Here is a 23,275-nt window from a genome sequence, read left to right as displayed (position 1 = left end):
CCGTTCCAGCCGGTCGATGTGTTCTCGTTGTCATATGCCCGTCTCGCGCGGCCATATCGCGGCAGACGCCGCGCCCGGGCGTTGGTAATCCACCTCAGGCGCCGTTGCAATCGGCCCCAAGCTGTGGCACCCGCTGCCGACCACATGCTCGTCCGCGATGTTTCTGGCAGAAGATGGGCAAGGCGTGTGTCGCCCGCCCGATGGCCGGCCCCAAGGCGATGCAGCAGGAGCTGCGGCGCCCGGAGCGAAATGGGCGGTCGAAGGGCATGGCCGGCGAGGGCGCCGAAGCAGGCGGCCCCGAGGCGATCAACCGCGGATCGATGATGCTGAAACGTTGGAGGATCGCCAGGAAGAACCGCGCCATCGTCGAGCGCGTCTACCAGGCACTCGTCACGCTCACCCGCGACCCGCGGCTCTACGAGCATTGCGGCCTTGCCGACACGTTCTCCGGCCGCTTCGAGGCGCTCGCCATCCACATGTTCCTGTTCCTGCGCCGCTGCCGGGGCGATGCCTCGCTCGACGCCTTCGCCCAGGACGTCGTCGACCGCTTCATCCTCGACGTCGACGCCTCGATCCGCGAACTCGGCGTCGGCGACCAGTCGGTGCCCAAACGCATGCGCAAGCTCACCGGCGTCTTCTACGAGCGCGTCAAGGTCTATGACGCGGCCTTCGATGCCGAGGCAAAGCCCAACGCGCTGCGGGCGGCGGTCGTCGGCCGGGCGCTCGCCGAGACGGTGCCGGAGGATGCGGTCGGGCGGCTGGTTTCCTACATTCTGGCGATGAGCGACCGGATGGCGGCGGTCTCGGCCGAGGACATCCTGTCCGGTTCGCTGAAGCTTGGAGATTGACCGATGGACGGAGACCGCACGACGCCGCTTCAGCTTTTCCTGCCCGTCGCGACGCTGCCCCAGGACGGCCGCCGGATCGACTACGCGGCGACCCCCGAAGAGCTGACGGCCATTGCCGCGGCACTTCAGATCGAGACGGCCCGGAATGTCACCGCAGAGCTCCTGGCGCGGCCATTCCGCAAGGACGGGGCGAGGGTGACCGGGCGGATCGCGGCGATTCTCGTCCAGAAGAGCGTCGTCACCCTCGAGCCGGTGATCCAGAGCATCGACGAGCCCTTCGAGGCGACCTTCGTGCGCGAGGCGAAGGCGCCGCGGCGCCAGCAGGCAGAGACCGCCGAGATCATCGTCGATCCGGAGGCCGAGGACCCGCCGGAGAGCTTCGTCGGCGACAAGATCGATCTCGGCGCCAAGCTGTTCGAGACGCTGGTGCTGGCGCTCGATCCCTATCCGCGGCGCCCGGGCGAGAGTTTCGGCGCGGCGGCTGCCGACGAGGACGAGGACGACGACGTGCCATCGCCCTTCGCGGCCCTCGCCGATTTCCGCAAGCCTGAGCGGAACGGATAGCGCGGAAGGCGAAGACGCCGGTTGTATGTGGCGGGGAATTCGATATTTTCGCGCCGCGCCGGGCGGCCCTCAGGCCCCGACGGACAAAAGCGAGAACGAGTTGACCTCAAACTCCGGCATTACGATTTCGCTCGACGCGATGGGCGGCGATCACGGACCGACCGTGGTTCTGGCAGGCGCGGCGATCGCCCTGCAGCGGCGGCCCGACACGCGCTTCGCGCTTTTCGGCGAGGAGGCGGAAGTGCTGCCGGTCCTCGCCAAATATCCCGAACTGCAGGCGGCATCGGCCTTCCACCACTGCGAGATGTCGGTGCGGATGGACGACAAGCCGTCCCAGGCGCTGCGCCAAGGCCGCTACAAGTCGTCAATGTGGCGCGCCATCGACGCGGTGAAGACCGGCGAGGCGCATGTCGCGGTCTCGGCCGGCAACACCGGCGCGCTGATGGCGATGGCGAAATTCTGCCTGCGCACCATGGCGAATATCGAGCGCCCGGCGATCGCGGCGATCTGGCCGACCCTGCGCGGCGAGAGCATCGTCCTCGACGTCGGCGCGACGATCGGCGCCGACGCCCAGCAGCTGATCGACTTCTCGATGATGGGCGGCGCCATGGCGCGGGCCCTGTTCGGCCTCGAATGCCCAACCGTGGGCCTCCTCAATATCGGCGTCGAGGAGGTCAAGGGCCAGGACGACATCCGCGAGGCCGGGCGGCTGCTCAAGGAGACGCCGCTGCCGGGCATCGAATATCGAGGCTTCGTCGAGGGCGACGATCTCGGCCAGGGCACGGTGGACGTCGTCGTCACCGAGGGCTTCACCGGCAACATCGCCCTGAAGACCGCCGAGGGCACCGCCAAGCAGATCGCCGCCTATCTGAGGGCGGCGATGTCGCGGACCTGGCTCGCCCGCGCCGGCTACGTGCTGGCGAAGAGCGCCTTCGACCGGCTGCGCGACAAGATGGATCCCCGCAAGGTCAATGGCGGGGTGTTTCTCGGCCTCAACGGCATCGTCATCAAGAGCCATGGCGGCACCGACGCCGAGGGCATCGCCGCCGCCATCGACCTCGCGCACACCGTCGCCCGCGCGGGCCTGCGCGAAAAGATCGAGGCCGACCTTGCCAATTATCATCGCCGCATCTCCGAGGAGGCTGCGAGTGTTCCCGAAAGCAGTGTGTCATGAGTGAGAAGATCGTCTCCGTCGTCCGCGGGACCGGCTCGGTCCTGCCGGAGCGGGTCATGCGCAACCAGGATTTCGCCGGCGTCGTCGAGACCTCGGACGAGTGGATCCGCCAGCGCACGGGCATCGAGCAGCGCCACATCGCCGGCGAGGGGGAGACCACCGTCTCGCTCGCCGAGACCGCGGCGCGCCGGGCGCTGGACGCCGCTGGCCTCGCGCCGGCCGACATCGACCTGATCATCCTCGCGACGGCGACGCCCGACAACACCTTCCCGGCTTCCGCCGTGCAGGTGCAGCACCGGCTCGGCATCACCGGCGGCTTCGCCTTCGACGTCCACGCCGTCTGCAGCGGCTTCCTCTACGCCTTGACCACGGCGGACATGTATCTGCGCTCGGGCCAGGCACGGCGCGTGCTGGTGATCGGCGCGGAGACCTTCTCGCGCATCCTCGACTGGGAGGACAGGACGACCTGCGTCCTCTTCGGCGACGGCGCCGGCGCCGTGGTGATGGAAGGCGTGACGAAGGGCGAGCGCGACGGCGAGAAGGGCATCCTCGTCGCCAAGCTGCGCTCCGACGGCGCCCATATGGACAAGCTCTATGTCGACGGCGGGCCCTCGACCACCGGCACCGTCGGCCATCTGAGAATGCAGGGCCGCGAGGTCTTCAAGCACGCCGTCGGCATGATCAGCGACGTGATCGAGGCCTGTTTCGAGGCGGCCGGGATCGGCCCGGAGGATATCGACTGGTTCATCCCGCACCAGGCCAACCGGCGCATCATCGACGCCTCCGCCAAGAAGCTCGGCATCGATCTCGCCAAGGTCGTCGTCACCGTCGATCGCCACGGAAACACCTCCGCGGCCTCGATCCCGCTGGCTCTCGACGCCGCTGTCAGGGACGGCCGGATCAAGCCCGGCGACCTGGTTCTGCTGGAAGCCATGGGCGGCGGCTTCACCTGGGGCGCGATCCTCGTCAGATGGTAGACGGCGCTTGATTCATATGGCGCTTTCGGTAAAGTAACGAAAAAGTAAGATGCTGGACGCGGCCAATTGGCGCGGGTGAGCTTTCGGGCACCGATCAGGGGACGAGCGATGGGGGACAGGACACTTACCAGGGCCGATCTCGCCGAAGCGGTGTTCCGCAAGATCGGATTGTCCCGGACCGAATCGGCGCAACTCGTCGAGATGGTGCTCGAGGAAATCTGTTCGACCATCGCCAAGGGTGAATCGGTCAAGGTCTCGTCCTTCGGCTCCTTCCTGGTCCGCGACAAGAACGAGCGTGTCGGCCGCAATCCGAAGACCGGCGAGGAAGTGCCGATCTCGCCCCGCCGCGTCGCCGTGTTCAAGCCTTCCAACGTCCTCAAGGACCGCATCCTGGAGGCGCACAGCAAGCGCGCCGCTGCCTCCTCCGGTCTGGAAATGATGCGTGCCGCCGAATAGGCGCGCTCGCTCCGCATGAAGCATCGGTGCATTGATGTCCGACAAGGGTGAGGATGCGTTCCGGACGATCTCCGAGGTCGCTGGAGACCTCGATCTTCCGCAGCATGTCCTGCGTTTCTGGGAATCCCGCTTTGCGCAGATCCGGCCGCTGAAGCGCGGCGGCGGGCGACGCTACTATCGGCCCGACGACGTCGAGCTCCTGCGCGGCATCCGCTATCTCCTCTACGTCAAGGGTTTCACCATCAAGGGCGTGCAGCGCCTCCTGAAGGAGAACGGCAGCCGCTTCGTGATGGCCATCGGATCTGGCGATCTCGCCGGCCTCGACAATCTCGCCGCTTCGCCGGACACGTCCGGCGACGAGGACGAGGCGGCGGAAGCCCATGTCGACGATCTCGACTTGATCCATCCCGAGCCGGAAGCCGCCGCCGCCAGCGAGCCCGTCGCCCCGGTGGACGAGCCGGCGGCGTCCGGCGCCAAGCCTCGTCCGCGCGCCCTCGGTGGCTTCCTCAGGCGCGAGCGCGACACCGTCGGGGAAGGCCTCAAGCTGCCGCGCGACAGCGTCCAGACCCTCGACCAGGTGCTTCTCGACCTCCTGGAATGCAAGCGGCTGCTCGACCAGGTCCGCTGACCGGCGCCCGGCTCCAGATTTTCAGACATCGACACGGCCGAACCGGTGTCGCCGCTGCCGGCGAGGCGCGGCGCCGAGCATCGCCATGCCGGCTCGGTGTCGGCTGCGCGGGCGGCGAATCGCTCTGCCGGGGATTTAGCCAAGCATCGTCAGCGGATGCGCACCGGCACGGTGAGCGACACCCCCTTGCCGGATGGCGGGGCGGGGAAAGGGCTCGCCCGGCGCACCAGCTGCACGGCCAGCCCGTCGAGCGTCCGGTTGCCGCTCGACCCGACGACGCGCACGCCCGAGACGCTGCCATTGCCCGACATGCTGAAGGCGATGCGTGCGGTGCCCGAACCGCGGCCGGAGAAGCTGCGGGAGAAGCGGTTGAGCCGCGCCTGCACCTGCGACTGCCAGCGGGAGATGTCGGCGCGCGAGACCTGCGCGCCCTGCGAGGCTTCACGCCGGGGCCTGCCCTGCGAGGCGACGGAGGCCTCTGACGATCGCCGCTGGCGGGTCGCCTGCTTCTTCGGCGGCGCCGGCTTGCGGGCCTTTGGCTGCTCTTTCGGCGTTTCGCGGACTGCCTGGCGCACCGGCTTCGGCGGCTCCGGCCGCGCCGTCGGCAGCGGCACGACGTCGGGAAGCGCCGCGGTGTCCGCTTCGGGCTGCTCGGCCGTCGTGGTCGGCTCCTCGGGCTCCTCCAGCTGGGGGGAGGGCAAGGGCAGCGGCACGGCATCCGGATTGGGCGAGGACGCCTCCTCCTGGACGGGCTCCGGCTCCGGAACGGGGTCCGGTTCCGGCGCGGGTTGCTCGACCGGCTGTGGTTCAGGCTCCGGCTCGGGTTGAGGCTCCGGCTGCTCGACCGGCTGCGGTTCGGGTTCCGGCGCGGCTTCCTCGGGTGGCTGCACCGGCTCCGGCTCGACCGCTTCCGGCGGCGGCGGCTCGACGGGCTGCGGTTCCGGTTGGGGCACAGGCTCGGGTTCGGGCTCAGGGGCCGGCTCGGGCTCAGGGGCCGGCTCGGGTTCCGGTGGTGTCTCCACCTCCGGGGCCTCTTCCTCGCTGGGCGTCGGATCCGGTGCGTCGACGGTTTCCGGGGCGGGCGCGGCGTCGTCGAGGGAATCGCTCGCCTTCGATTCGGCGGGCGGTGCGAGATCGATCAGCACCGGCGCTTCCTGCGCCCCCTTCGGCGGCGTCTTCGGCATGTTGGTCATCAGCGCATAGGCGGCGGTGCCATGGGCGAGAAGCACCACGAGGCCGGCGACGAGCCAGCGCTCGCCGCTGCCGCGACGCGAACTCCCGGCGAAGGGATCGGCGTGTTTCGGGGGCGCCATCTCCGTGCCTATTGTCCGGCGGCGCCCGACGCGGCATTTGCCGCCGCCTCGGCGCGGGCAGGATCCTCGAGGCCGACAAGGCCGATCTTCAGATAGCCGGCGCTGCGAAGCGTGTTCATCACGTCCATGATGTCGGAATAGGGCACCGAGCCGTCGGCGCGCAGGAAGATGCGCTCGTCGCGATTGCTCCCGGTCTTCGCGTCGAGGCCGGCGCCGAGCCCGTCGCGGCTGATCCTGTCTTCGCCGAGGCTGAGCGAAAGATCTTCCTGGATGGTGAGATAGACCGGCTCGTCTGGCCGCTCCTGCGGCACGGCATTGGAGGTCGGCAGGTCCACCGGCACGTCGACCGTCGAGAGCGGCGCCGCCACCATGAAGATGATCAACAGCACCAGCATCACGTCGATGAAGGGCGTGACGTTGATCTCGGAGACCTCGCCGCCGCTCTCTTCGCCGCCGCTGTCGAGCTTGACCGCCATGACGCCTACTCCGCCGCTTCGGCGAGCGGGGCGGCGCGCCGGCCGCCGGCCGCGACGCGTTCCAGATCACGCGACAGATGCTGCATCACCAAGGCCGAGCCGTCCGAGAGGATCGCCCGGTAGCCGGCGATCGAACGGGCGAAGACGTTGTAGACGACGACGGCCGGGATCGCCGCGACGAGGCCGATGGCGGTGGCGAGCAGCGCCTCGGCGATGCCCGGCGCGACGACCGCGAGGTTGGTGGTGTTCGCTTCGGAGATGCCGATGAAGGAATTCATGATGCCCCAGACCGTGCCGAACAGGCCGACAAAGGGCGCGATCGAGCCGATCGTCGCGAGAATGCCGGTGCCGCGGTTGATCGAGCGCGCGGCATTCGCCTCGATGCGGTTGAGGCCGATCGCCACCCGCTCCTTGATGCCCTCGGCGGTCAGCTCGGCCGAGCGCTGACGCTCGGCTTCGGCCGAGCGCGCCAGGCTGCCGACCGGGCCGCGCCAGCGGCTGGCGGCGCGCTCGTCGCCGAGCGCCTCGCCGAGGGAGGCGGAACGGGCGAGCCGGCGCACGCCGGAGCGGGCCCGCCATTTGGCGGAAGCGACCTCGAAGCTCTTGACCAGAAGGATCGTCCAGGTGGCGAGCGAGGCGAGGGCGAGGCCGATCATCACGCCCTTCACCACCCAGTCGGCGGCGAGGAACATGCCGAGCGGCGAGAGATCGTGGGGCAGCTTGGCGTCCCGTGGCTCCTGGAAGACGACGTCGGAGGCGTCGTCGTCGCCCGCAGCTGCGCTCGCGTCGGCTGCTGGAACGGCGGCGCCGTCTGCCGATTGCGATGCGGCCGGGCTTTCAGTGGCTGCGGGAGGCGTTGCGCCGACTGAGGACTGCGGCGTCGCGGCAGGCGCAGCGGTGCCGGCGGGTGCGGCATCTGCCGGAACGCCGGTGTCGGCGGGAGTTTCGGGAGCCGCTGGCGTCGCGGCGGCGGGAGCGGAAGGCTCGGACGGGGCTACCCGCCCGCCGGTGGGGGAGGCGTCCTGCGTTGCCGGGGCTGCGGTATCGCCTGCCGACTGGGCGAGCGCGGGAGCCAGGGGGGGCACCGACAGGGCAAGCAGAAGCGAAACCGTGGCCGGCCGGAAAATCGTGACTTTGCTGAAGCGCATGTGGCTGACCATCATCCGGGAGTGTTGCGGTGCGCGGGGCCGTCGGCGGCGATGTCTGCCGCGCTGCCCCGTTCCTCCCGTCTCCTTTATGGAAAGGTGATGATCTTCGTCAACTTAATGCGCGCGAATTGAGCCAGCAACGGGCCGATTCCGGATAACAAAATCCGGGTTGTGCGCCAATTTCGCTCAGCGAGTGAGACTATTGTTTAGAGCAGTTCCAATATTGGCGGCTCTACAAGTCAGTCGAGGAATCGCTCGTAGTCGGAAACCAGGAGATGAACCGGCGGCTCGTCCTCTTCGATCGTGGAAAACCGGCCGATCGGCTCGCGGAAGACATTGTCGGTCGCATCGTCGTTGACCGTCGAGACTTCGCCGATGAAGACGTCCGCATTCTCCGCCCAAAAGGCATGCCAGACGCCGGGCATCAGCGTCACGCTCTCGCCGGGCATGAGCTTCAGGTGGCTGCCGGCCGGCATCCTGCGCAGGATGCCGTCGGTCGGAACGACGACCTCGGCGCTCTCGTCGACGTCGCCCCTGGCATCCGACATGAAGAGCTCGATGACGAGGGTGCCGCCGCCGCGATTGATGATGTCCTCGGCCTTCACCACGTGCCGGTGCATCGGCGAAAGCTGGTCCTTGCGGGTGATCATCGCCTTTTCGGCATAGAGCATGCCGCGGCCGCGGGTGAGGTCCTCGGCCCGGCCGTTGCGGACCGTGAAGAGGAACAGGCCGAGCTCGTCGAAGCGGCCCTCGCCATAATCGGTGACGTCCCAGCCGAGCCGTGCCTCGGTGATGCCGGCGATCTCCTGCCGGCGCTCGCGCATCTCCTGCGGCGAGAGCCATGCGAAGGGCGGCAGCACATAGCCGAAGGAGCGGAAGAACGCGTCCGCCTCGCGGATGATCTCGTTGACCCTCGAGCGTTTCATCTTCGATCCTCCTCAGGTCAGCGGCGTCATCACGCCCTTGCGATAGGCCGCACGCTGTTTCAGCCGCCCGTACCAGGCAAAGAGGTTGGGATGGTCCGGTCGGGCGATCGGCATCTCGAACCAGGCATAGGCGATACAGCCGAGCGGAATGTCGCCGATGCCGAGATCCTCGCCGGAGAGATAGGGTTTGGCCCCAAGCTCGGCCTCGGGAATGTCGAGCAGCTTGCCGCAGGCCTCGAGGCTCCTGGCGACGGCATCATTGTCGCGGGTCTCGGGCGTCATCCGCACGGTGTTCCAGAAGACGTCGCGGAACGGCCCGCCCAAGGTGAAGGAGGTCCAGTCCATCCACTTGTCGGCCGCGGCGAACAGCCCCGGATCCTCTGGCGCGAAGGGCGCGCTACCGTATCTGCGGGCGAGGTAGCGGACGATGGCGTTCGATTCCCACAAGGTCAGCCCGCCGTCCTGAAGCGTCGGCACGCGGCCATTGGGATTCAGCGCCAGATAGTCCGGCGTGTCGACGATGCCGAAGGCGCCGCCGGCATCGACCCGCTGGTAGTCGAGGCCGAGTTCCTCGGCGCACCAGACCACCTTGCGGACATTGGCGGAATTGTCCCTGCCCCAGATTTTCATTCGTCGTCCCTCCCTCGTTTCGCGGCGCTTTGGCGTCGTCTTCCAGTGCCAGATAGCGCAAGGCCCCGCCGAGTGGCGGGGCCTTTTGCTGTCATGACGAAAAATCCGGATCGGCGGCGGGGCTCAGCCGCGCTCGTCGGCCGCCAGATAGTCGCGCATCGGGGCGCCGGTGTAGAGCTGGCGCGGACGGCCGATGCGCTGATGCGGATCCTCGATCATCTCCTTCCACTGGGCGATCCAGCCGACGGTGCGCGCCACGGCGAACAGCACCGTGAACATCGTGGTCGGGAAGCCGAGCGCCTTCAGCGTGATGCCGGAATAGAAGTCGACGTTGGGATAGAGCTTCTTCTCGATGAAGTACTCGTCGGTCAGCGCGATGCGCTCGAGTTCCATCGCCACTTCCAACAGCGGATCGTCCTTGATGCCGAGCTCGTCGAGCACCTCGTGGCAGGTCTGCTGCATGATCTTGGCGCGCGGATCGTAGTTCTTGTAGACCCGGTGGCCGAAGCCCATCAGGCGGAACGGATCGTTCTTGTCCTTGGCGCGTGCGATGAATTCCGGGATGCGGTCCTTCGAGCCGATCTCCATCAGCATGTTCAGCGCCGCCTCGTTGGCGCCGCCATGGGCCGGGCCCCAGAGGCAGGCGATGCCCGCCGCGACGCAGGCGAACGGATTGGCGCCCGACGACCCGGCGAGCCGGACCGTCGAGGTCGAGGCGTTCTGCTCGTGATCGGCGTGGAGGATGAAGATCCGGTCCATCGCACGGGCGAGCACCGGGTTGATCCGGTAGGGCTCGCAGGGCACGGCGAAGCACATATGCAGGAAGTTTTCCGCGTAGGAGAGGTCGTTGCGCGGATAAACGAAGGGCTGGCCGATGTGATACTTGTAGGCCATCGCGGCGATGGTCGGCATCTTGGCGACCATCCGCAGGCTCGCCACCATCCGCTGGTGCGGATCGGCGATGTCGGTAGAGTCGTGATAGAAGGCCGAGAGCGCGCCGACCGAGCCGCACATCACCGCCATCGGGTGGGCGTCACGGCGGAAGCCGGTGAAGAAGCGGCTCATCTGCTCGTGGATCATCGTGTGCCGCGTGACGCGGTAGACGAAATCTTCCTTTTCCCGCGGGGTCGGCAGCTCGCCGTAAAGCAGCAGGTAGCAGGTCTCGAGATAGTCGCCCTTCTCGGCCAGCTGGTCGATCGGGTAGCCGCGGTGGAGCAGGATGCCTTCGTCACCGTCGATGTAGGTGATCTTCGATTCGCAAGACGCCGTCGAGGAAAACCCGGGATCGTAGGTGAAGACGCCGCCCTGCTTGTAGAGCGTGGTGACGTCGATCACGTCGGGGCCGAGTGTGCCGCTCCGCATTGCCAGACCGGCATTCGTCGATCCGAAATTGAGTTTCGCCGACTGTTCTGTCATGCGTCGTCCTTTCATGAATCGCGGCTACGGACGCGCTTTCGCAGCGCACACGTTTCAGCCACCATCTGCCTACTCCAAAGGCTGGAGCACGACAAGTTATGCTCCCAAGCCTGCTGCGGCGCAATATGACGCGGCGGGATCAGCCGGTCTGATCGGAAAGCCGGGCAAGCGATTCCGATTTGCCGAGAACCGCGAGAACGTCGAAGACACCCGGCGAAGTGGTGCGGCCGGTAAGGGCCGCGCGGAGCGGCTGCGCCGCCTTGCCGAGCTTGATTCCTGCCGTTTCGGCATAGTCCCGCACAATGGCTTCGAGGGCCTCGGCGCTCCACGGCTCGACTGCCTGGAAAAGCGGCAGCAGATCGGCGACCACCTGTCGGCCGCCGTCCGCCAGAATGGCTTCGGCCTTCTCTTCCATCGCCAGCGGGCGCGCCGCGAAGAGGAAGGCGGCGCCATCGGCGAGCTCGACCAGCGTCTTTGCCCGATCCTTCAGGCCCGGCATCGCCTCGGCGAGCCTCTCCCGCGTGGTCGCCTCGTCGGCCTGCTTCAGGATCCCGCCATTCGGCAGGATGTCGCGGCTCGCCATCAGTGCGTCGACGAGGTCGGCGTCGGTGCTGGCGCGGATCCAGTGACCGTTGATCGCCTCGAGCTTCTTGAAGTCGAAGCGGGCGGCGCCCTTGTTGATCTGCGGCAGGTCGAACCACTCGATCATCTTCTCGGTCGGGATGATCTCCTCGTCGCCATGGGCCCAGCCGAGACGCACGAGATAGTTCCTGAGCGCCACCGGCAGATAGCCCATCGCCCGGTAGGCATCGACGCCGAGGGCGCCGTGGCGCTTCGACAGCTTGGCGCCGTCGGGCCCGTGGATCAGCGGGATATGCGCCATCACCGGCACATCCCAGCCCATCGCCCGGTAGATCAGCGTCTGGCGGCCGGCATTGGTCAGGTGATCGTCGCCGCGGATGATGTGGGTGACGCCCATGTCGTGATCGTCCACAACGACCGCGAGCATATAGGTGGGCGAGCCGTCCGAGCGCAGCAGCACGAAATCGTCGAGGTCCTTGTTTGGGAAACGCACTGTTCCCTGAACCTCATCCTCCACCACGGTCTCGCCTTCGAGCGGCGCGCGCAGGCGGATGACCGGCGCAACCCCGGCGGGCGCTTCGGAAGGGTCGCGGTCGCGCCAGCGGCCGTCATAGCGCGGCGGGCGCTTTTCGGCCTTCGCCGTCTCGCGCATCTCGTCGAGTTCGGCCTGCGAGGCATAGCAGCGATAGGCCGCGCCCTTGGCCAGCATCTCCTCGACGACCTGGCGATGGCGCTCGGCCCGCTGAAACTGCGACACCGGCGGTTCGTCGGCCGAAAGGCCGAGCCAGTCGAGACCGTCGATGATCGCCTGGACGGCCTCCTCGGTGGAGCGGGCGCGGTCGGTGTCCTCGATTCTCAGCAGCATCTTGCCGCCGCGGGCCCGGGCATAGAGCCAGTTGAACAGCGCCGTGCGGGCGCCGCCGATATGCAGGAAGCCGGTCGGCGAGGGGGCAAAGCGGGTGACGACGGTGTCCGCCATTATGGCTCCGGTCTGTTCGATTGGTTGCGATGCGCGGCGAAGAAACCGTCGCTTTCGCTCGCCGGCTGTGTAGCATAGGCGGACCGAGAGGCAAGCGGAGGCGCGGGGTCAGTTGCCGCGGATGCCGGAAGGCCAGGACCGGGCAAGACCATTGCGAAAGGCCGAGTTCGGCCGCTTCGTCGCGCGGCTGCGCGGCCCGGGAAATGGCCGGGCCTACCGGCAGGACGACGACCTCGACGATGGCTTTGCCGAGGCGGCGGCCTGGCCCGAGCGGGCGCGGCGCTGGTTTGCCCGGCAAGTCGAAGTCGAGACGGCCCGCCGCTCCGGCTTCCATGTCCTACCGGTCTCGCTGATCGCCGGCGCCGCGGCGGTGTTCGCCGTCGACTGGCGCCCGGATCTCATCGCGACCCTTGTCGCCGCCGCGCTGCTGACGCTGCTTGGCCTTCGTGCCGCTGCGCTGCCGCCCCTGCGCGCCGCGCTCTTCGGCCTTGCCGGCGTCCTGTGCGGCGCGCTTCTTGCGACAGGCGAGGCCGAGACGACCGGCACGACCATCATCTCCGGCACCGCGACGACCCGCATCGCCGGCACGGTGATCGGCGCCTCGCGCGACGAGAAGGGCCGCATGCGCTATCTCGTCGCGATCACCGGTACGACGCGGCCGGTGCTTTCCCGGCCGCCGCAGCGGGCGCGCATCCTCGTCAGCGCGCGGCACGACGAGAGGGCGCCGGGCGATCCCTTCTACGGCCTCGTGCGGCTTGGCCCGCCCTCCGGTCCGGCGGCGCCCGGCAGCCACGACTTTGCCTATCAGCCCTATTTCGACGGCGTCGGAGCCCTCGGCTTCGCGCTGGGAGCCCCGGACGAAGCCCCCACCGAAGGCCTGACGCCGCCTCCCTTGCCAAACCTCTCCGGCCGTCTGGCGATCGGTCTTGAACGCATCCGCACGGCGATGACGGCGCGCATCACCGAGGCGGCCGGCGGCGGCGAGGCCGGGGCCATCGCCGCGGCGCTCGTCACCGGCGAGCGCGCCGGCATCTCCGACGATGCGGAAACCTGGCTGCGCGGCGTCGGTCTCGCCCATGTCCTGTCGATCTCGGGCCTACATCTTGCCATCGTCGCGGGCTCGGCCCTCCTGCTCCTGCGCGGCTGCCTCGCCCTCTTTCCGGCGCTGGCGCTGAACTATCCGGTGAAGAAGATCGCCGCATTGGCGGCTCTCCTCGTTGCAGCGCTCTATCTTTTCCTCTCGGGCAGCAACGTCGCCACGGAGCGCGCCTTCGTCATGCTGGCGGTGATGCTCGCCGCAGTCATCGCCGACCGGCCGGCCATCACCCTTCGCAACGTCTCGATCGCCGCCCTCGTCGTCGTGGCCGTCTCGCCTCACGCGGTGACGACGGCGAGCTTCCAGATGAGCTTTGCCGCGACGCTCGCCCTCGTCGCCGGCTACGGCGCATTCGCAAGGTGGCGGGGAGGCAGGCCGCAGCGGGCCGACCGGCCGCTCTTCCAACAAGCGGCGCGGCTCGTCGGCGCGACCATCCTCGGCATCGTCGCAAGCTCGATCATCGCCGGCACCGCGACGGCGCCATTCGCGGCCTATCACTTTCACCGCGTCGCGCCCTTCGGCCTTGTCGCCAACGTTCTCACCCTGCCGCTCTTCACCCTGATCATCATGCCACTCGGCTTGATCGGCTCGCTCCTGATGCCCTTCGGGCTCGACGCCTGGTGCTTCCGGTTGATGGGATGGGCACTCGATCTCGTCCTCCTCATCTCCGAGCGGCTCTACGAACTGCTGCCAGACCGCGGCACCGGGCCGATCGCCGGCAGCGGCGTCGTGCTTCTTGCCGCAGCGCTGCTCGCCGTCGCTTACTTCGCCAGCCAGTTTCGCTGGATCGCGGCGCCCCTGGCGCTCGCCGGCCTCCTCGCCATCCGCGATACCGGCGCGATGCCGCAACTGCTCGTCTACGAGGACGGCAAGACCATCGCCGCCTTCGCCGGCGACGGCACCCTCGCGCTTCTCGGCGAGCGGCCGAAGCGCTTCGTCACCGACCAGTGGGAGCGCAGCACCGGCGTCGACCTGATGCTACCCGTCAGCCCGCTGGCGCCGAACGTTCCGCTGACGCCTGACGGCGCGCCAGCGCCCGATGCCGCTGGCGAGCCCTCCGAAGGTGCTGCTGCCGGCGACCTGTCCCGCGCAGACCGCTCGCAAGCCGAGCCGAGACTGCCCGGGGCCGACGAGGCGGCCGGCCCGAGCGAGAGCGAGCCTCGCCGCGCGACATCGGCCGCCGGCGGCCGGTCGCCCGTGTCTGCCGAAATTTCTGGCGCGGGCCAGCTCCGGCGCATCGTGCCCGCTTGCGACACGGACTTCTGCCGCTTCGAAACCCGCGACGGACTGCGCATCGTCTGGACCAGCGACTACGAGCGGACCGGCGAGGCCTGCGACGGCGGCGATGTCGCGATCGTCGCCCGCGCGATCCGTCTTACAGAATGCCAGTCCGGCGCCCTGCTCGTCACGCTTCGGACCCTGCGCCGCACCGGCTCCCTGGCAATCCTGCGCGACGGCGACACCGGCCGGGCGGTCGCGGTTCCCTCCGTCGCCGCCGATCGGCAGGCCTGGAACCGGCACAGGCTGGCGCCCTGGCCGGAATATTGGCGAAAACCTGCCGAGAACCCCGGCCATGCCGAAAAAGGGCGACGCCGCAGCCAAGGCTTCGCCGCTTCGCCGAAATGACCCCGCCGCCGGACAAGCGGCGGTCCAAGCCGAAACTCCGGCAGGCTCACCCTCTGGCGACCCTCGAGGGCAGGCCGGGCCCGGCGGTCAGTAGCGCCGGATCAGCCCGACCAGCCGGCCCTGCACCTTCACCCGGTCGGCCCCGAAGATGCGGGTCTCGTAGGCCGGATTGGCGGCCTCCAGGGCGATCGTGTCGCCGCGGCGGCGAAAGCGCTTCAGCGTCGCCTCCTCGTCGTCGACCAGCGCCACGACGATGTCGCCGGGCGTCGCCGTGTCGATCTTGCGGATCACCACGGTGTCGCCGTCGAGGATTCCCGCCTCGACCATCGAGTCGCCCTTGACGTCGAGGGCGAAATGTTCGCCCGCGCCGAGCATTTCGGGCGGCACCTGAATGGAATGGGTGTTGGTCTGGATAGCCGAAATCGGCACGCCGGCGGCGATCCGGCCCATGACGGGCACCGAGACCGCGCTGTCGCGAGCAGCCGGCTGCGCCGGCCGGGGCGGGGTCGAAACGGCAGTCGGCCGCCGTGCCGTCGTGGCGGCTCGCTCGGACGGCTCGGGCCGTGTGGCGGCGGCAGAGCGACTGCCGCCGTCGATGACGCTCGGCGTGAAACCGCCGGCAGCGGCCTGCTGCGGGCGCCCGCCACGCATCGATTCCGGCAGCTTCAATACCTCGAGTGCCCGCGCCCGGTTGGGCAGGCGCCGGATGAAGCCGCGCTCTTCGAGCGCCGTGATCAGACGGTGGATGCCGGATTTCGACCTCAGTTCCAGCGCATCCTTCATTTCGTCGAAGGAGGGGGGCACGCCGCTCTCCTTCAGCCGTTCATGGATGAACGACAAAAGGTCGTGCTGTTTGCGCGTGAGCATGAGGAACCTCTAAAAACAAAACCTGAACAAACCTATCTGTTCTAGTTGTGTTCCGCAAGCCCCTTTGTGAATCTTCCGGCCGGTTTTGTCAAAGCTGTGCCTCACTCCTGCCACGATCGGCTGGCGGGACGGACGGCGTGGGCGGTTCATGGTGTTGCAGTCATGCTGCAGCGCGCAACGGGACGGATATCAATTGCTCAGTCGCCTCGCACCGCACAATGCCCAAAGTCATATGGTTTCGCAGGGTTAGGGGCGTCAGAGGAACGTGCGCCGTGATTTCGCCGGCCGGGCGATCGTAACAAATTCGAACAGTGCGTATTGTCCTCCGGTTATTCGCTCGGCTATAGCGATGAATGCCTGTCTCGTTTGAAGTAGGAAGCCCGCAGTGCTCGATCCAAGATTGCAGAACAAGGTCTTCGACGCGACGTCGGCCGCCGGATTCTTGCGTGATTACGCAGAATCGCTGGCGCGGGGCCTTTCCTCAGTCGACGGAGAAATGCTGGCGCGTGCGTGCGCTGCGGTAAAGACCTGCGCCGAGACCGGCGGCACGGTCTATCTCGTCGGCAATGGCGGCTCGGCGGCGATCTGCGACCATCTCGTCTGCGATCTCGTCAAGGGCACCTTCCATCCCGAACACAAGCCTGTCCTGGCGGTGTCGCTGACCGAGAACGTCGCGATCTACACCGCCGTCGCCAACGACTTCGGCTTCGAGGACGCCTTCTCCTGGCAGATCAGCGCGAGGGGGCGGCCGAACGACGTTTTGATCGCGGTGTCCTCATCGGGCAAGAGCGAGAACATCATCCGCGCCGTCGTCGCGGCGAAGGAGAAGGGTCTCTCGACCATCGGTCTGTCGGGCTTCGGCGGCGGGCGCCTGAAGGAGACGGCCGACATCCCGCTTCACGTGGCGGTGGACAATTACGGCGTGGTCGAGGATGCGCATCAGGCGCTCCTCCACGCAATCGTCCAAATGATCGGCAATGAGAGAGACGGCCGCAGCTGATTTGCGCGGATCGTTGGGGCGACCGCGTTCGCGGACGCCCTGAAATGCAGAGGCGACGCGAGAGCGAAATGTCCGGTGTTCCTCGAAACGTTCCTGTCGCGATCCTGCTCGGCGGCCGCGGCGTCCGGCTCGGCCTGACCGATCGTCCGAAGCCGATGGTCGAGTTCCTCGGCCGGCCGCTGCTCGAACGCACCGTCGCGGTGCTGCGCAACCAGGGTTTCACCAATCTCGTCTTTCTGACCGGCCATCTCGGTAATGTCATTGCCGATCATTTCGGCGACGGCAGCCGCTTCGGCGTCAGCATCGCCTATTCCCACGAGAGCGAGCCGCTCGGCACCGCCCGCGCCACGGCTGCAGCGGTCGAGTTGCTCGGCGACGAGTTCGTTCTCCTCTACGGCGACACCGTCTTCGACGTCGATCTCGCGCGGCTGGTGAAGGCCGGGCGCGCCAATGGCGGCGACGGGACACTGCTCGTCCACCCCAACGACCACCCCTTCGACAGCGACCTCGTGGTGACGGATCTTGCCGGCCGCATCACCGCCTTTCGCTCCAAGCCGCATCCGCCGGGGCTTCTCGCCCGCAACCTGGTGAATGCCGGTCTCTACTACATGCGCCCGACGCTCTTCGACGCGATCCCCGACGGGGCGGATCTCTGGGACTGGGGGCGGGACGTCTTCGGTCTTGCGGTCGGCGGCGGCAAGCAACTGCACGCCTACAAGACCAGCGAATACATCAAGGACATCGGCACGCCCGACAGGCTGGCGAAGGCCGAGCGGGCGGTGACGACGGGCCTCGTCGAAAAGCGTTCGCTGCGCAGCCGCCAGCGGGCGGTGTTCTTCGACCGCGACGGTGTCCTCAACCGCGAGATCGACGGCGTCCACGAGCCGGCGGCGCTGGAACTTCTCGACGGCGTCGGCGAGGTCGTCCATGCGATCAACGCGTCGCAATTCCTGTCGGTGGTGATCACCAACCAGCCGGACCTTGCCAAGGGCTTCTTCGGCTTCGAGGATCTCGATCTCGTCCATGCCGAGCTCGAGCGGCAGCTGGCCGCGCAGGGCGCCTATCTCGACGCGGTCTATTTCTGCCCGCACCATCCGGAGCGTGGCTTTGCGGGCGAGGTTGCGGAGCTTAAGGTCGACTGCGACTGCCGCAAGCCAAGGCCGGGCATGCTCCATCGGGCGGCCGAAGAGCTGAATATCGACCTCTCCGCGTCTTTCTTCCTCGGCGACCGCATGTCTGACATGGCGGCGGGCAAGGCCGTCGGGGCCACCACGATCTTCATGGAAAACGGCAGCAGCACCGCCGCGCCGCCGGCCGACGGCCAGAAGCGGGCCGGAATCGACCACGTAGCACCCAATATCGTCGACGCTTGGCGGTACATTTGTGAAGAGGCGTCATGATCATTTCGCGCTCCCCGTTCCGCATCAGCTTCGTCGGCGGCGGGACCGACCTTGCCTATTTTTACCGCGAACATGGCGGCTGCGTCGTGTCGATGTCGATCCAGGAGTATTTCTATCTCTCGATGCACCGGTACTTCTTCGATACCGGCTATCTGGTGAAGTATTCCCAGACAGAGCGGGTCGACGCGGTCGAGAAGATCCAGCACCCGATCATCCGGGAGGTGTTCAGCTCCTATGGTATTTCCGGCGTCGACTTCTCGAGCGCGGCCGATATTCCGGCCGGCACGGGGCTCGGCTCCTCCTCGTCCTTCACCGCGGCGCTGATCACGCTTTGCGACGCCTATACCGGCAGGCAGCGCTCGCAGGCGAGTGTCGCCGAAATGGCCTGCGACGTGGAAATCAATCGCCTCGGCGAGCCGATCGGCAAGCAGGACCAGTATGGCGCGGCGATCGGCGGCCTGAAGAAGATCCGCTTCATGCCGGACGACACCGTCGTGGTCGAGCCGATCTTTCTCAAGCCGGCCCAGCGCCAGCGTGTTGAAGAGGGACTGCTTCTGGTCTATTGCGGCGGCTCACGATCGGCCTCGGCACAGCTCGCCGGCCAGCGCCGCAATATCGAGGCCTCCCCATCCCTGATCGACAATCTGAAGACGATGGCGAAGCAGGCCGAGGACCTGGCGCTGGAGATCACCCGCGACGTGGATGTCCTCGGCGACTATCTGCACGAGGGCTGGGAGCGCAAGAAGCGCTTCTCCTCGTCGGTCTCGACACCGGAGATCGATGCCATCTACGAGCGGGCAAGGGCTGCAGGGGCACGGGGCGGCAAGCTGCTCGGGGCAGGCGGGGCGGGGTTCCTGCTCTTCTATGCGCCGGGGGATGCAGGCCCTGCGGTTCGCCACGCGCTCTCCGACTACAAGATCCACGACGTGCGGACCGACCACTCGGGCGCCCTAATCGTGTTCAACGATCAGTCCCGCTGAAGACGAGCGAGAGGGTGAGCATATGAGCCGGCAGATCCTGATCGTCGGGTATCACCGCAGCGGCACGTCCGCGATGGCCCAGAACTGCCACGCGGCCTCGATGTTTCTCGGCGAGAACCTTCTGGCCGCCAGCACCACCAACATCTACGGTCATTTCGAAGACACCGATTTCGTCTCGATCAACCAGGCGCTGCTTCAGCTGAATTACGAGGGCTGGTACCTGTCCTCGGAATTCGTGCCGGTGATCCCCCGCAAGATGCGGACGGTGGCCTCCGACATGATCGCCAAGCGGGACGCGGAATACGAGTTCTGGGGCTTCAAGGACCCGCGCGTCTGCGTGCTCCTCGACTTCTGGAACTCCGTCCTGCCCGATCCGCGCTATCTGATCTGCCTCAGGCATTATCGCGGCTGCATCGAATCCGTCGTGCGCCGGGGCCTGAAGGACGTCTACGGGGCAAGGGAGAGGGCCGCCGCCATTCTCGCCGCCGAAGCCTTCAACCACGATGCGATCTGCATGAACTGGTGCGTCTATATGAGCAACGTCCTGCGTCTGCTCAGGCATCACAGCGACAAATGCATCGCCATTGAGGTGGAGCGTCTCGACCCGACCTTCTCGCTGTCCTCGCTGATGAACCAGCGCTTCCACATCGACCTGACGCCGATCACCATCGGGCAGACCTTCGATCCGAGCATCTACAAGAAAGCCACGAAATCCACCGTAGACGTGAGCCCGTGGTTGCTCGAATATGCCGAAAGGTTATGGGGCGAACTGTGCCTCTATTCCACCGACGCCGAAACCCTCAAGGCCAGCGCATGACCAAAGCATCCGACGACATCGGCGAATTCGTCATTCCCGTCATCGATCCGACGTCGCGCCTGCTGCTGGCGGCCGCGTCGTCGAACCGCGACATCGTGGTGAAGCTGCAGGGCGAGAGGCTGGTTCACAGCTTCGACCTGCAGAAGGAGATGGCGAAGGTCCCGTCCGACGCTCTGGCCTCCGAGTTCATGCGGCGGATGCAGGATCGCAGCAATCCGGAAGCCGACAAGCTGCGCGAGCTTCTCCTGGGGCAGCTGACGGCCGATGATCTTGTCCTGCTGCTGACGGCATGCGTAAAGATCGGGGCGCTCAGCGCCGAGGAAATCCGCTCTGCCGCAGATCTTGCGGCAGGCAAGGGCCGTTGACCGGCCGGATTTGGACGAGGGGTGGCGACCGATTGGGCATGACGAGGTAGATGATGAACGGCGACTTCCCAGACGGTTCGCTTCTCAGGGAGGTTGAACCACCGCGCTCGCCGGAAGGCAGCGAGGGATCGGAGGATCGTCGCGTCGGCGGCTGGGTCCAGATCGGGGATGTGGGTGCGGCCGCAGGCTCTCTCGGCTCGATGCCGAGCTTTGCGCTCGACAACGTCCAGATGGCGGCTCGCGGCGCGCGGGGTTTCGTCGTCGGCGGACTGCGGCACGTCCAAGATCACGACATCTTCCTCCTGAACCACCGGCCGACGGTCTATGTCATGACCAACCAGGTGGACATGGCGCATCTGACGATGCACCTCTATCAGGGCCGCCTGCAGCTGACGCCGTTCGACCGGCTCGTCGCGGCGAATGGCGACGAGGACGTCTTCACCTTCGCGCGGCCCTGGGCGGCACGCTATTTCTGCAGCGCCGGCGAAGCGCAGGAGTTCATCGCCGCCGACGGCATGAACGGCCCGTTGCCGGCCGGTTTTGCGGGCCTGCCGAAGTCGGTCTACCTGAAGCTCGCCGAGGCGATGCACCCGCTGCAGCTCACCCCCTATTCGCCCGTCGTCGCGGCAACGCCGGCCTGCACCCATCTCGTCGGTTCGCTCATCGAGCCGACGAAGACGCTTTGCGCCGCAGCCGAGAAGCTGCCGGTCGACATCCATTGCATCGATGCGGGCAGCATTGATCTGGTGACCGATCTCGACCCGCTGCCGCGCTTCATCATCGTCCCGACGGTGACGCGGGCGGAGGAGACCGTCGAGAGCATCTCCGTGCGGCTGCGGGCGAGATGCCCCAAGCCCGTCACCCTGGCGAAGGCGATGGCCTGCCACGCGGTGCCGGCTGGCCGCGTCGGCGCACTTGTCTTCGAGATCGGGTAAGGCGGCCATGGACTGCTATATCGTCTGCAACACCTTTCCGCCGAGCGTCTCGAACGTCGTCAGGGCCCCCGGCCTTCGCGCCGAGCAACTGGCCCACCAGGCCCGCAAGCATTTCGATCGCGTCTACTACCTGATGCTGAAGACGCGCTTCGACATGCTGAGCCGGCAGCTCGCCGACGGCTGGAATCTCGACGCCAGCCCCGACTTCATCGTCATCCACGATGTCTTTCTTGAGCGCTTCCTGAACCGCATCCCGCGCTCCACCTTCGTCTTCACCCAGGTGGAGTTCGAGCCGTTCTTCGATGCCGCGCGCCAGAATCACACCGTCGTCTACGACGTGCTGGCGCCCCGCGAGCTCGAATTCGAGGAAGCCGGCAAGGACGTCGACAACGTCAATCTGGTGAAATATCGCCACTATCTGATGTCGGAGCGGGCCGAGCGCGTCTTCGTCAACGGCCCGAAGACCATCGAGCACTACAGGGAGCATTTCGAGCGCCGCGAGCAGGTGATGAACAACCCGCTCTGCCCGCTTTCGACGCCGACCTCGCCGCGCGAGCGCGACAAGCTGCTGTTCTTCGGCAGCAGCCAGCTGTGGACCGACAACTCGCCGCTGCTCGAGGTGATGTGCGACTTCCTCGGCAAGCGACCGGACATCGTCGCCTATCTCCTCACCCCGGAAAAACGGCACGAGGATCCCGAGAGCCGCTTCGTCTCGCGGCTTTCACTTCTCCCCAATGTCCGGATCGTCAATTCGCTGTCCTACACCGCGCATATGGCGCTCCTGTCGCAGTGCTACGCGGCGATCGACTGGTCGCGGCCGCGCAGCGAGCGGCCCTATTCGACATCGACGCGGATGATCCAGGCCGTCGCGGCAGGGTGTGCGGTCTTCACCAACGTCACCGCGCTGGTGCATTACTGGCGCGACTTTCCCGGCGAGACCTCCGACGAGCCGCCGACGCTCGAGAAGATCTCGCATTTCGTGGATGCCGCCCGCTCGGGCGAGTACGCCCCCGCGCTCAAGGACGCAGCCGCCTGGAACGAGGGGATACTCTCCGACACGGCGCTGTTCGCTGGCTTAGGTTGAGAGCATGGAACCTCGCGTCGTGTTTTTCGTCCCCTCCGACAAGCCGGTCGGAGGTATCGCCAAGCTCCTCGATTATGCCGTCCATGCGCGGCGGGCGGACCACCGGGTGGTGTTCTGCTGCAACAACTTCACCAGTTCCGACCCGTCGCGGCTGTTCCAGAAGCCTTATTTCGAGGCCCATGGGGAGGGGATCGAGGTCTGCGAACTGCCGAGCTTCGAGGCATCCGACGACGACGTCGTGGTGTTCACGCTGCCGTCCTCGCACCGCATCCTCTTCCAGCACTACGCATCGAACGGCAAGAATCCGCTCGCCTTCCTGCACCTTCTGCAGAATGTCCGCGTCTCGAACATGGCCTTCGACAACGGCTATTCGTTCCGGCTGCTGTCGAAGCCGGTGCGCCGGGTCTGCATCACCCAGGAAGTCTTCGACGCCGTCCACCCGCTGGTCGAGAACCGCGACGAGCTGCACCTGATCGAGCACGGCTTCGATTTCCAGGCCTTCGACAAGGCGCCGCAGCGCGACGATCCGCTGATCGTCAACTTCAACATGTTCAAGGGCCCGTTCGGCCGCGATGTTGCCGAGCAGGCGGAGGCCGAAGGGATCATCGACGCCGTCATCAAGTCCGGCAACGGCATCACCTGGGAGAAGCTGCGCGACAACTATCGCGACTCATCGGTCTTCCTGGCGACGCCGCTGGCGGAGGAGGGGCTCTATCTGCCGGGTCTCGAGGCGATGGCCGCCGGCCATCTGGTGATCACGCCGGACGCCGTCGGCAACCGCTTCTACTGCGATTTCGGCGACAACTGCCTGCATGCCGGCTGGCGCGACCATGCGAGCTACCTCGAGGCGCTGCGCTGGTGTGTCGACAACTGGACCGGCGAAGCCTTCGAGATGCGGCAGAAGGCCTATCTGCGGGCCAAGGAACTCGACCTCGACAACGAGTATGAGGGCGTTCGCAACCTGCTCGAAAAGATGATGTAGGCAGGG

At 67.0% G+C, this 23,275-nt stretch carries 23 protein-coding genes; 15 read left to right on the top strand and 8 right to left on the bottom strand.

Translation table 11 applies throughout. The features are described 5' to 3' along the window. Positions 1-173: 173 nt before the first annotated feature. From E3C22_RS12950 to E3C22_RS12925, 6 genes are all read left to right on the top strand, one after another. Positions 174-848, top strand: a complete 675-nt coding sequence (locus E3C22_RS12950; protein WP_245514966.1) for a ubiquinol-cytochrome C chaperone family protein — start codon at positions 174-176, stop codon at positions 846-848. A gap of 3 nt (positions 849-851) precedes the next feature. After that, positions 852-1,412, top strand: a complete 561-nt coding sequence (locus E3C22_RS12945) for a YceD family protein (protein ID WP_134762432.1) — start codon at positions 852-854, stop codon at positions 1,410-1,412. A 100-nt stretch (positions 1,413-1,512) separates the two neighbouring features. Further along, positions 1,513-2,586, top strand: a complete 1,074-nt coding sequence (plsX, locus tag E3C22_RS12940; protein WP_280987688.1) for a phosphate acyltransferase PlsX — start codon at positions 1,513-1,515, stop codon at positions 2,584-2,586. After that, the gene (locus tag E3C22_RS12935) at positions 2,583-3,563 is read left to right on the top strand and encodes a beta-ketoacyl-ACP synthase III (protein WP_134762430.1); all 981 of its coding nucleotides are present in this window, start codon (positions 2,583-2,585) and stop codon (positions 3,561-3,563) included. Before plsX ends, E3C22_RS12935 begins: the two co-directional genes overlap by 4 nt. A 108-nt stretch (positions 3,564-3,671) precedes the next feature. Next, the gene (locus E3C22_RS12930) at positions 3,672-4,019 is read left to right on the top strand and encodes an integration host factor subunit alpha (protein WP_134762429.1); all 348 of its coding nucleotides are present in this window, start codon (positions 3,672-3,674) and stop codon (positions 4,017-4,019) included. A 34-nt stretch (positions 4,020-4,053) separates the two neighbouring features. Then, positions 4,054-4,647, top strand: a complete 594-nt coding sequence (locus tag E3C22_RS12925) for a MerR family transcriptional regulator (RefSeq protein ID WP_134762428.1) — start codon at positions 4,054-4,056, stop codon at positions 4,645-4,647. A gap of 149 nt (positions 4,648-4,796) precedes the next feature. Here E3C22_RS12925 and E3C22_RS12920 read toward each other — a convergent pair whose 3' ends face one another. From E3C22_RS12920 to gltX, 7 genes are all read right to left on the bottom strand, one after another. Then, entirely contained in the window at positions 4,797-5,960 is a 1,164-nt protein-coding gene (locus E3C22_RS12920) for an energy transducer TonB family protein (RefSeq protein WP_134762427.1), read from the bottom strand. Positions 5,961-5,968: 8 nt separating this feature from the next. After that, the gene (exbD, locus tag E3C22_RS12915; RefSeq protein WP_134762426.1) at positions 5,969-6,436 is read right to left on the bottom strand and encodes a TonB system transport protein ExbD; all 468 of its coding nucleotides are present in this window, start codon (positions 6,434-6,436) and stop codon (positions 5,969-5,971) included. 5 nt (positions 6,437-6,441) lie between these two features. Then, entirely contained in the window at positions 6,442-7,584 is a 1,143-nt protein-coding gene (gene exbB / locus E3C22_RS12910; RefSeq protein ID WP_134762425.1) for a tonB-system energizer ExbB, read from the bottom strand. Positions 7,585-7,823: 239 nt separating this feature from the next. Further along, positions 7,824-8,510 carry a D-lyxose/D-mannose family sugar isomerase gene (locus tag E3C22_RS12905; RefSeq protein ID WP_134762424.1) on the bottom strand — a complete coding sequence of 229 codons (687 nt, stop codon included), beginning with the start codon at positions 8,508-8,510 and terminating at the stop codon, positions 7,824-7,826. Between the two features lie 12 nt (positions 8,511-8,522). Continuing rightward, entirely contained in the window at positions 8,523-9,140 is a 618-nt protein-coding gene (locus tag E3C22_RS12900) for a glutathione S-transferase family protein (protein ID WP_134762423.1), read from the bottom strand. 123 nt (positions 9,141-9,263) lie between these two features. Then, positions 9,264-10,556: a citrate synthase gene (gene gltA, locus E3C22_RS12895; protein ID WP_134762422.1), complete on the bottom strand. Its 1,293-nt coding sequence runs from the start codon at positions 10,554-10,556 to the stop codon at positions 9,264-9,266. 139 nt (positions 10,557-10,695) lie between these two features. Next, the gene (gene gltX / locus E3C22_RS12890; protein ID WP_134762421.1) at positions 10,696-12,117 is read right to left on the bottom strand and encodes a glutamate--tRNA ligase; all 1,422 of its coding nucleotides are present in this window, start codon (positions 12,115-12,117) and stop codon (positions 10,696-10,698) included. A 121-nt stretch (positions 12,118-12,238) separates the two neighbouring features. Here gltX and E3C22_RS12885 point away from each other — a divergent pair, with 121 nt between their 5' ends. After that, positions 12,239-14,839 (top strand): ComEC/Rec2 family competence protein, encoded by a 2,601-nt coding sequence (locus E3C22_RS12885; RefSeq protein WP_167591759.1) that lies wholly within the window; start codon positions 12,239-12,241, stop codon positions 14,837-14,839. An 87-nt stretch (positions 14,840-14,926) separates the two neighbouring features. Here the strand turns inward: E3C22_RS12885 and lexA are convergent, their stop codons facing one another. Next, a complete protein-coding gene (gene lexA / locus E3C22_RS12880) occupies positions 14,927-15,706 on the bottom strand; it encodes a transcriptional repressor LexA (RefSeq protein WP_134762419.1) in 780 nt (259 codons plus the stop codon). A 385-nt stretch (positions 15,707-16,091) separates the two neighbouring features. Here lexA and E3C22_RS12875 point away from each other — a divergent pair, with 385 nt between their 5' ends. The 8 genes from E3C22_RS12875 to E3C22_RS12840 are packed head-to-tail and all read left to right on the top strand — an operon-like array spanning position 16,092 to position 23,269. Continuing rightward, positions 16,092-16,706: a D-sedoheptulose-7-phosphate isomerase gene (locus tag E3C22_RS12875; protein ID WP_280987686.1), complete on the top strand. Its 615-nt coding sequence runs from the start codon at positions 16,092-16,094 to the stop codon at positions 16,704-16,706. Positions 16,707-16,750: 44 nt separating this feature from the next. After that, a complete protein-coding gene (locus E3C22_RS12870; protein WP_134762417.1) occupies positions 16,751-18,106 on the top strand; it encodes an HAD-IIIA family hydrolase in 1,356 nt (451 codons plus the stop codon). After that, positions 18,103-19,086 carry a GHMP family kinase ATP-binding protein gene (locus tag E3C22_RS12865; RefSeq protein WP_134762416.1) on the top strand — a complete coding sequence of 328 codons (984 nt, stop codon included), beginning with the start codon at positions 18,103-18,105 and terminating at the stop codon, positions 19,084-19,086. The genes E3C22_RS12870 and E3C22_RS12865 overlap by 4 nt, the downstream gene beginning before the upstream one ends. Positions 19,087-19,108: 22 nt before the next feature. Next, the gene (locus E3C22_RS12860) at positions 19,109-19,903 is read left to right on the top strand and encodes a sulfotransferase (RefSeq protein WP_134762415.1); all 795 of its coding nucleotides are present in this window, start codon (positions 19,109-19,111) and stop codon (positions 19,901-19,903) included. Beyond that, a complete protein-coding gene (locus E3C22_RS12855) occupies positions 19,900-20,268 on the top strand; it encodes a hypothetical protein (protein WP_134762414.1) in 369 nt (122 codons plus the stop codon). Before E3C22_RS12860 ends, E3C22_RS12855 begins: the two co-directional genes overlap by 4 nt. Positions 20,269-20,321: 53 nt before the next feature. Then, positions 20,322-21,203: a hypothetical protein gene (locus E3C22_RS12850; RefSeq protein WP_134762413.1), complete on the top strand. Its 882-nt coding sequence runs from the start codon at positions 20,322-20,324 to the stop codon at positions 21,201-21,203. 7 nt (positions 21,204-21,210) lie between these two features. Further along, complete coding sequence (locus E3C22_RS12845) at positions 21,211-22,287, top strand: hypothetical protein (RefSeq protein ID WP_134762412.1); 1,077 nt, start codon at positions 21,211-21,213, stop codon at positions 22,285-22,287. Positions 22,288-22,291: 4 nt separating this feature from the next. Next, positions 22,292-23,269 carry a glycosyltransferase family protein gene (locus E3C22_RS12840; protein WP_134762411.1) on the top strand — a complete coding sequence of 326 codons (978 nt, stop codon included), beginning with the start codon at positions 22,292-22,294 and terminating at the stop codon, positions 23,267-23,269. Positions 23,270-23,275: the final 6 nt, after the last annotated feature.

The sequence above is a fragment of the Jiella endophytica genome (genome assembly GCF_004519335.1).
Taxonomy (GTDB): Bacteria; Pseudomonadota; Alphaproteobacteria; order Rhizobiales; family Rhizobiaceae; genus Jiella; species Jiella endophytica.
The sequence above is the reverse complement of the archived record's forward strand: the minus strand, read 5'-3'. Positions and strand labels throughout refer to the sequence as shown.

Excerpts from the sequence above, each read along its gene's own strand:
- E3C22_RS12950 (WP_245514966.1), top strand. The coding sequence starts at position 174 with ATGGGCAAGGCGTGTGTCGCCCGCCCGATGGCCGGCCCCAAGGCGATG.
- E3C22_RS12945 (WP_134762432.1), top strand. The coding sequence starts at position 852 with ATGGACGGAGACCGCACGACGCCGCTTCAGCTTTTCCTGCCCGTCGCG.
- E3C22_RS12935 (WP_134762430.1), top strand. The coding sequence starts at position 2,583 with ATGAGTGAGAAGATCGTCTCCGTCGTCCGCGGGACCGGCTCGGTCCTG.
- E3C22_RS12930 (WP_134762429.1), top strand. The coding sequence starts at position 3,672 with ATGGGGGACAGGACACTTACCAGGGCCGATCTCGCCGAAGCGGTGTTC.
- E3C22_RS12925 (WP_134762428.1), top strand. The coding sequence starts at position 4,054 with ATGTCCGACAAGGGTGAGGATGCGTTCCGGACGATCTCCGAGGTCGCT.
- E3C22_RS12920 (WP_134762427.1), bottom strand. The coding sequence starts at position 5,960 with ATGGCGCCCCCGAAACACGCCGATCCCTTCGCCGGGAGTTCGCGTCGC.
- exbD (WP_134762426.1), bottom strand. The coding sequence starts at position 6,436 with ATGGCGGTCAAGCTCGACAGCGGCGGCGAAGAGAGCGGCGGCGAGGTC.
- exbB (WP_134762425.1), bottom strand. The coding sequence starts at position 7,584 with ATGCGCTTCAGCAAAGTCACGATTTTCCGGCCGGCCACGGTTTCGCTT.
- E3C22_RS12905 (WP_134762424.1), bottom strand. The coding sequence starts at position 8,510 with ATGAAACGCTCGAGGGTCAACGAGATCATCCGCGAGGCGGACGCGTTC.
- E3C22_RS12900 (WP_134762423.1), bottom strand. The coding sequence starts at position 9,140 with ATGAAAATCTGGGGCAGGGACAATTCCGCCAATGTCCGCAAGGTGGTC.
- gltA (WP_134762422.1), bottom strand. The coding sequence starts at position 10,556 with ATGACAGAACAGTCGGCGAAACTCAATTTCGGATCGACGAATGCCGGT.
- gltX (WP_134762421.1), bottom strand. The coding sequence starts at position 12,117 with ATGGCGGACACCGTCGTCACCCGCTTTGCCCCCTCGCCGACCGGCTTC.
- E3C22_RS12885 (WP_167591759.1), top strand. The coding sequence starts at position 12,239 with ATGCCGGAAGGCCAGGACCGGGCAAGACCATTGCGAAAGGCCGAGTTC.
- lexA (WP_134762419.1), bottom strand. The coding sequence starts at position 15,706 with ATGCTCACGCGCAAACAGCACGACCTTTTGTCGTTCATCCATGAACGG.
- E3C22_RS12870 (WP_134762417.1), top strand. The coding sequence starts at position 16,751 with ATGCAGAGGCGACGCGAGAGCGAAATGTCCGGTGTTCCTCGAAACGTT.
- E3C22_RS12865 (WP_134762416.1), top strand. The coding sequence starts at position 18,103 with ATGATCATTTCGCGCTCCCCGTTCCGCATCAGCTTCGTCGGCGGCGGG.
- E3C22_RS12860 (WP_134762415.1), top strand. The coding sequence starts at position 19,109 with ATGAGCCGGCAGATCCTGATCGTCGGGTATCACCGCAGCGGCACGTCC.
- E3C22_RS12855 (WP_134762414.1), top strand. The coding sequence starts at position 19,900 with ATGACCAAAGCATCCGACGACATCGGCGAATTCGTCATTCCCGTCATC.
- E3C22_RS12850 (WP_134762413.1), top strand. The coding sequence starts at position 20,322 with ATGAACGGCGACTTCCCAGACGGTTCGCTTCTCAGGGAGGTTGAACCA.
- E3C22_RS12845 (WP_134762412.1), top strand. The coding sequence starts at position 21,211 with ATGGACTGCTATATCGTCTGCAACACCTTTCCGCCGAGCGTCTCGAAC.
- E3C22_RS12840 (WP_134762411.1), top strand. The coding sequence starts at position 22,292 with ATGGAACCTCGCGTCGTGTTTTTCGTCCCCTCCGACAAGCCGGTCGGA.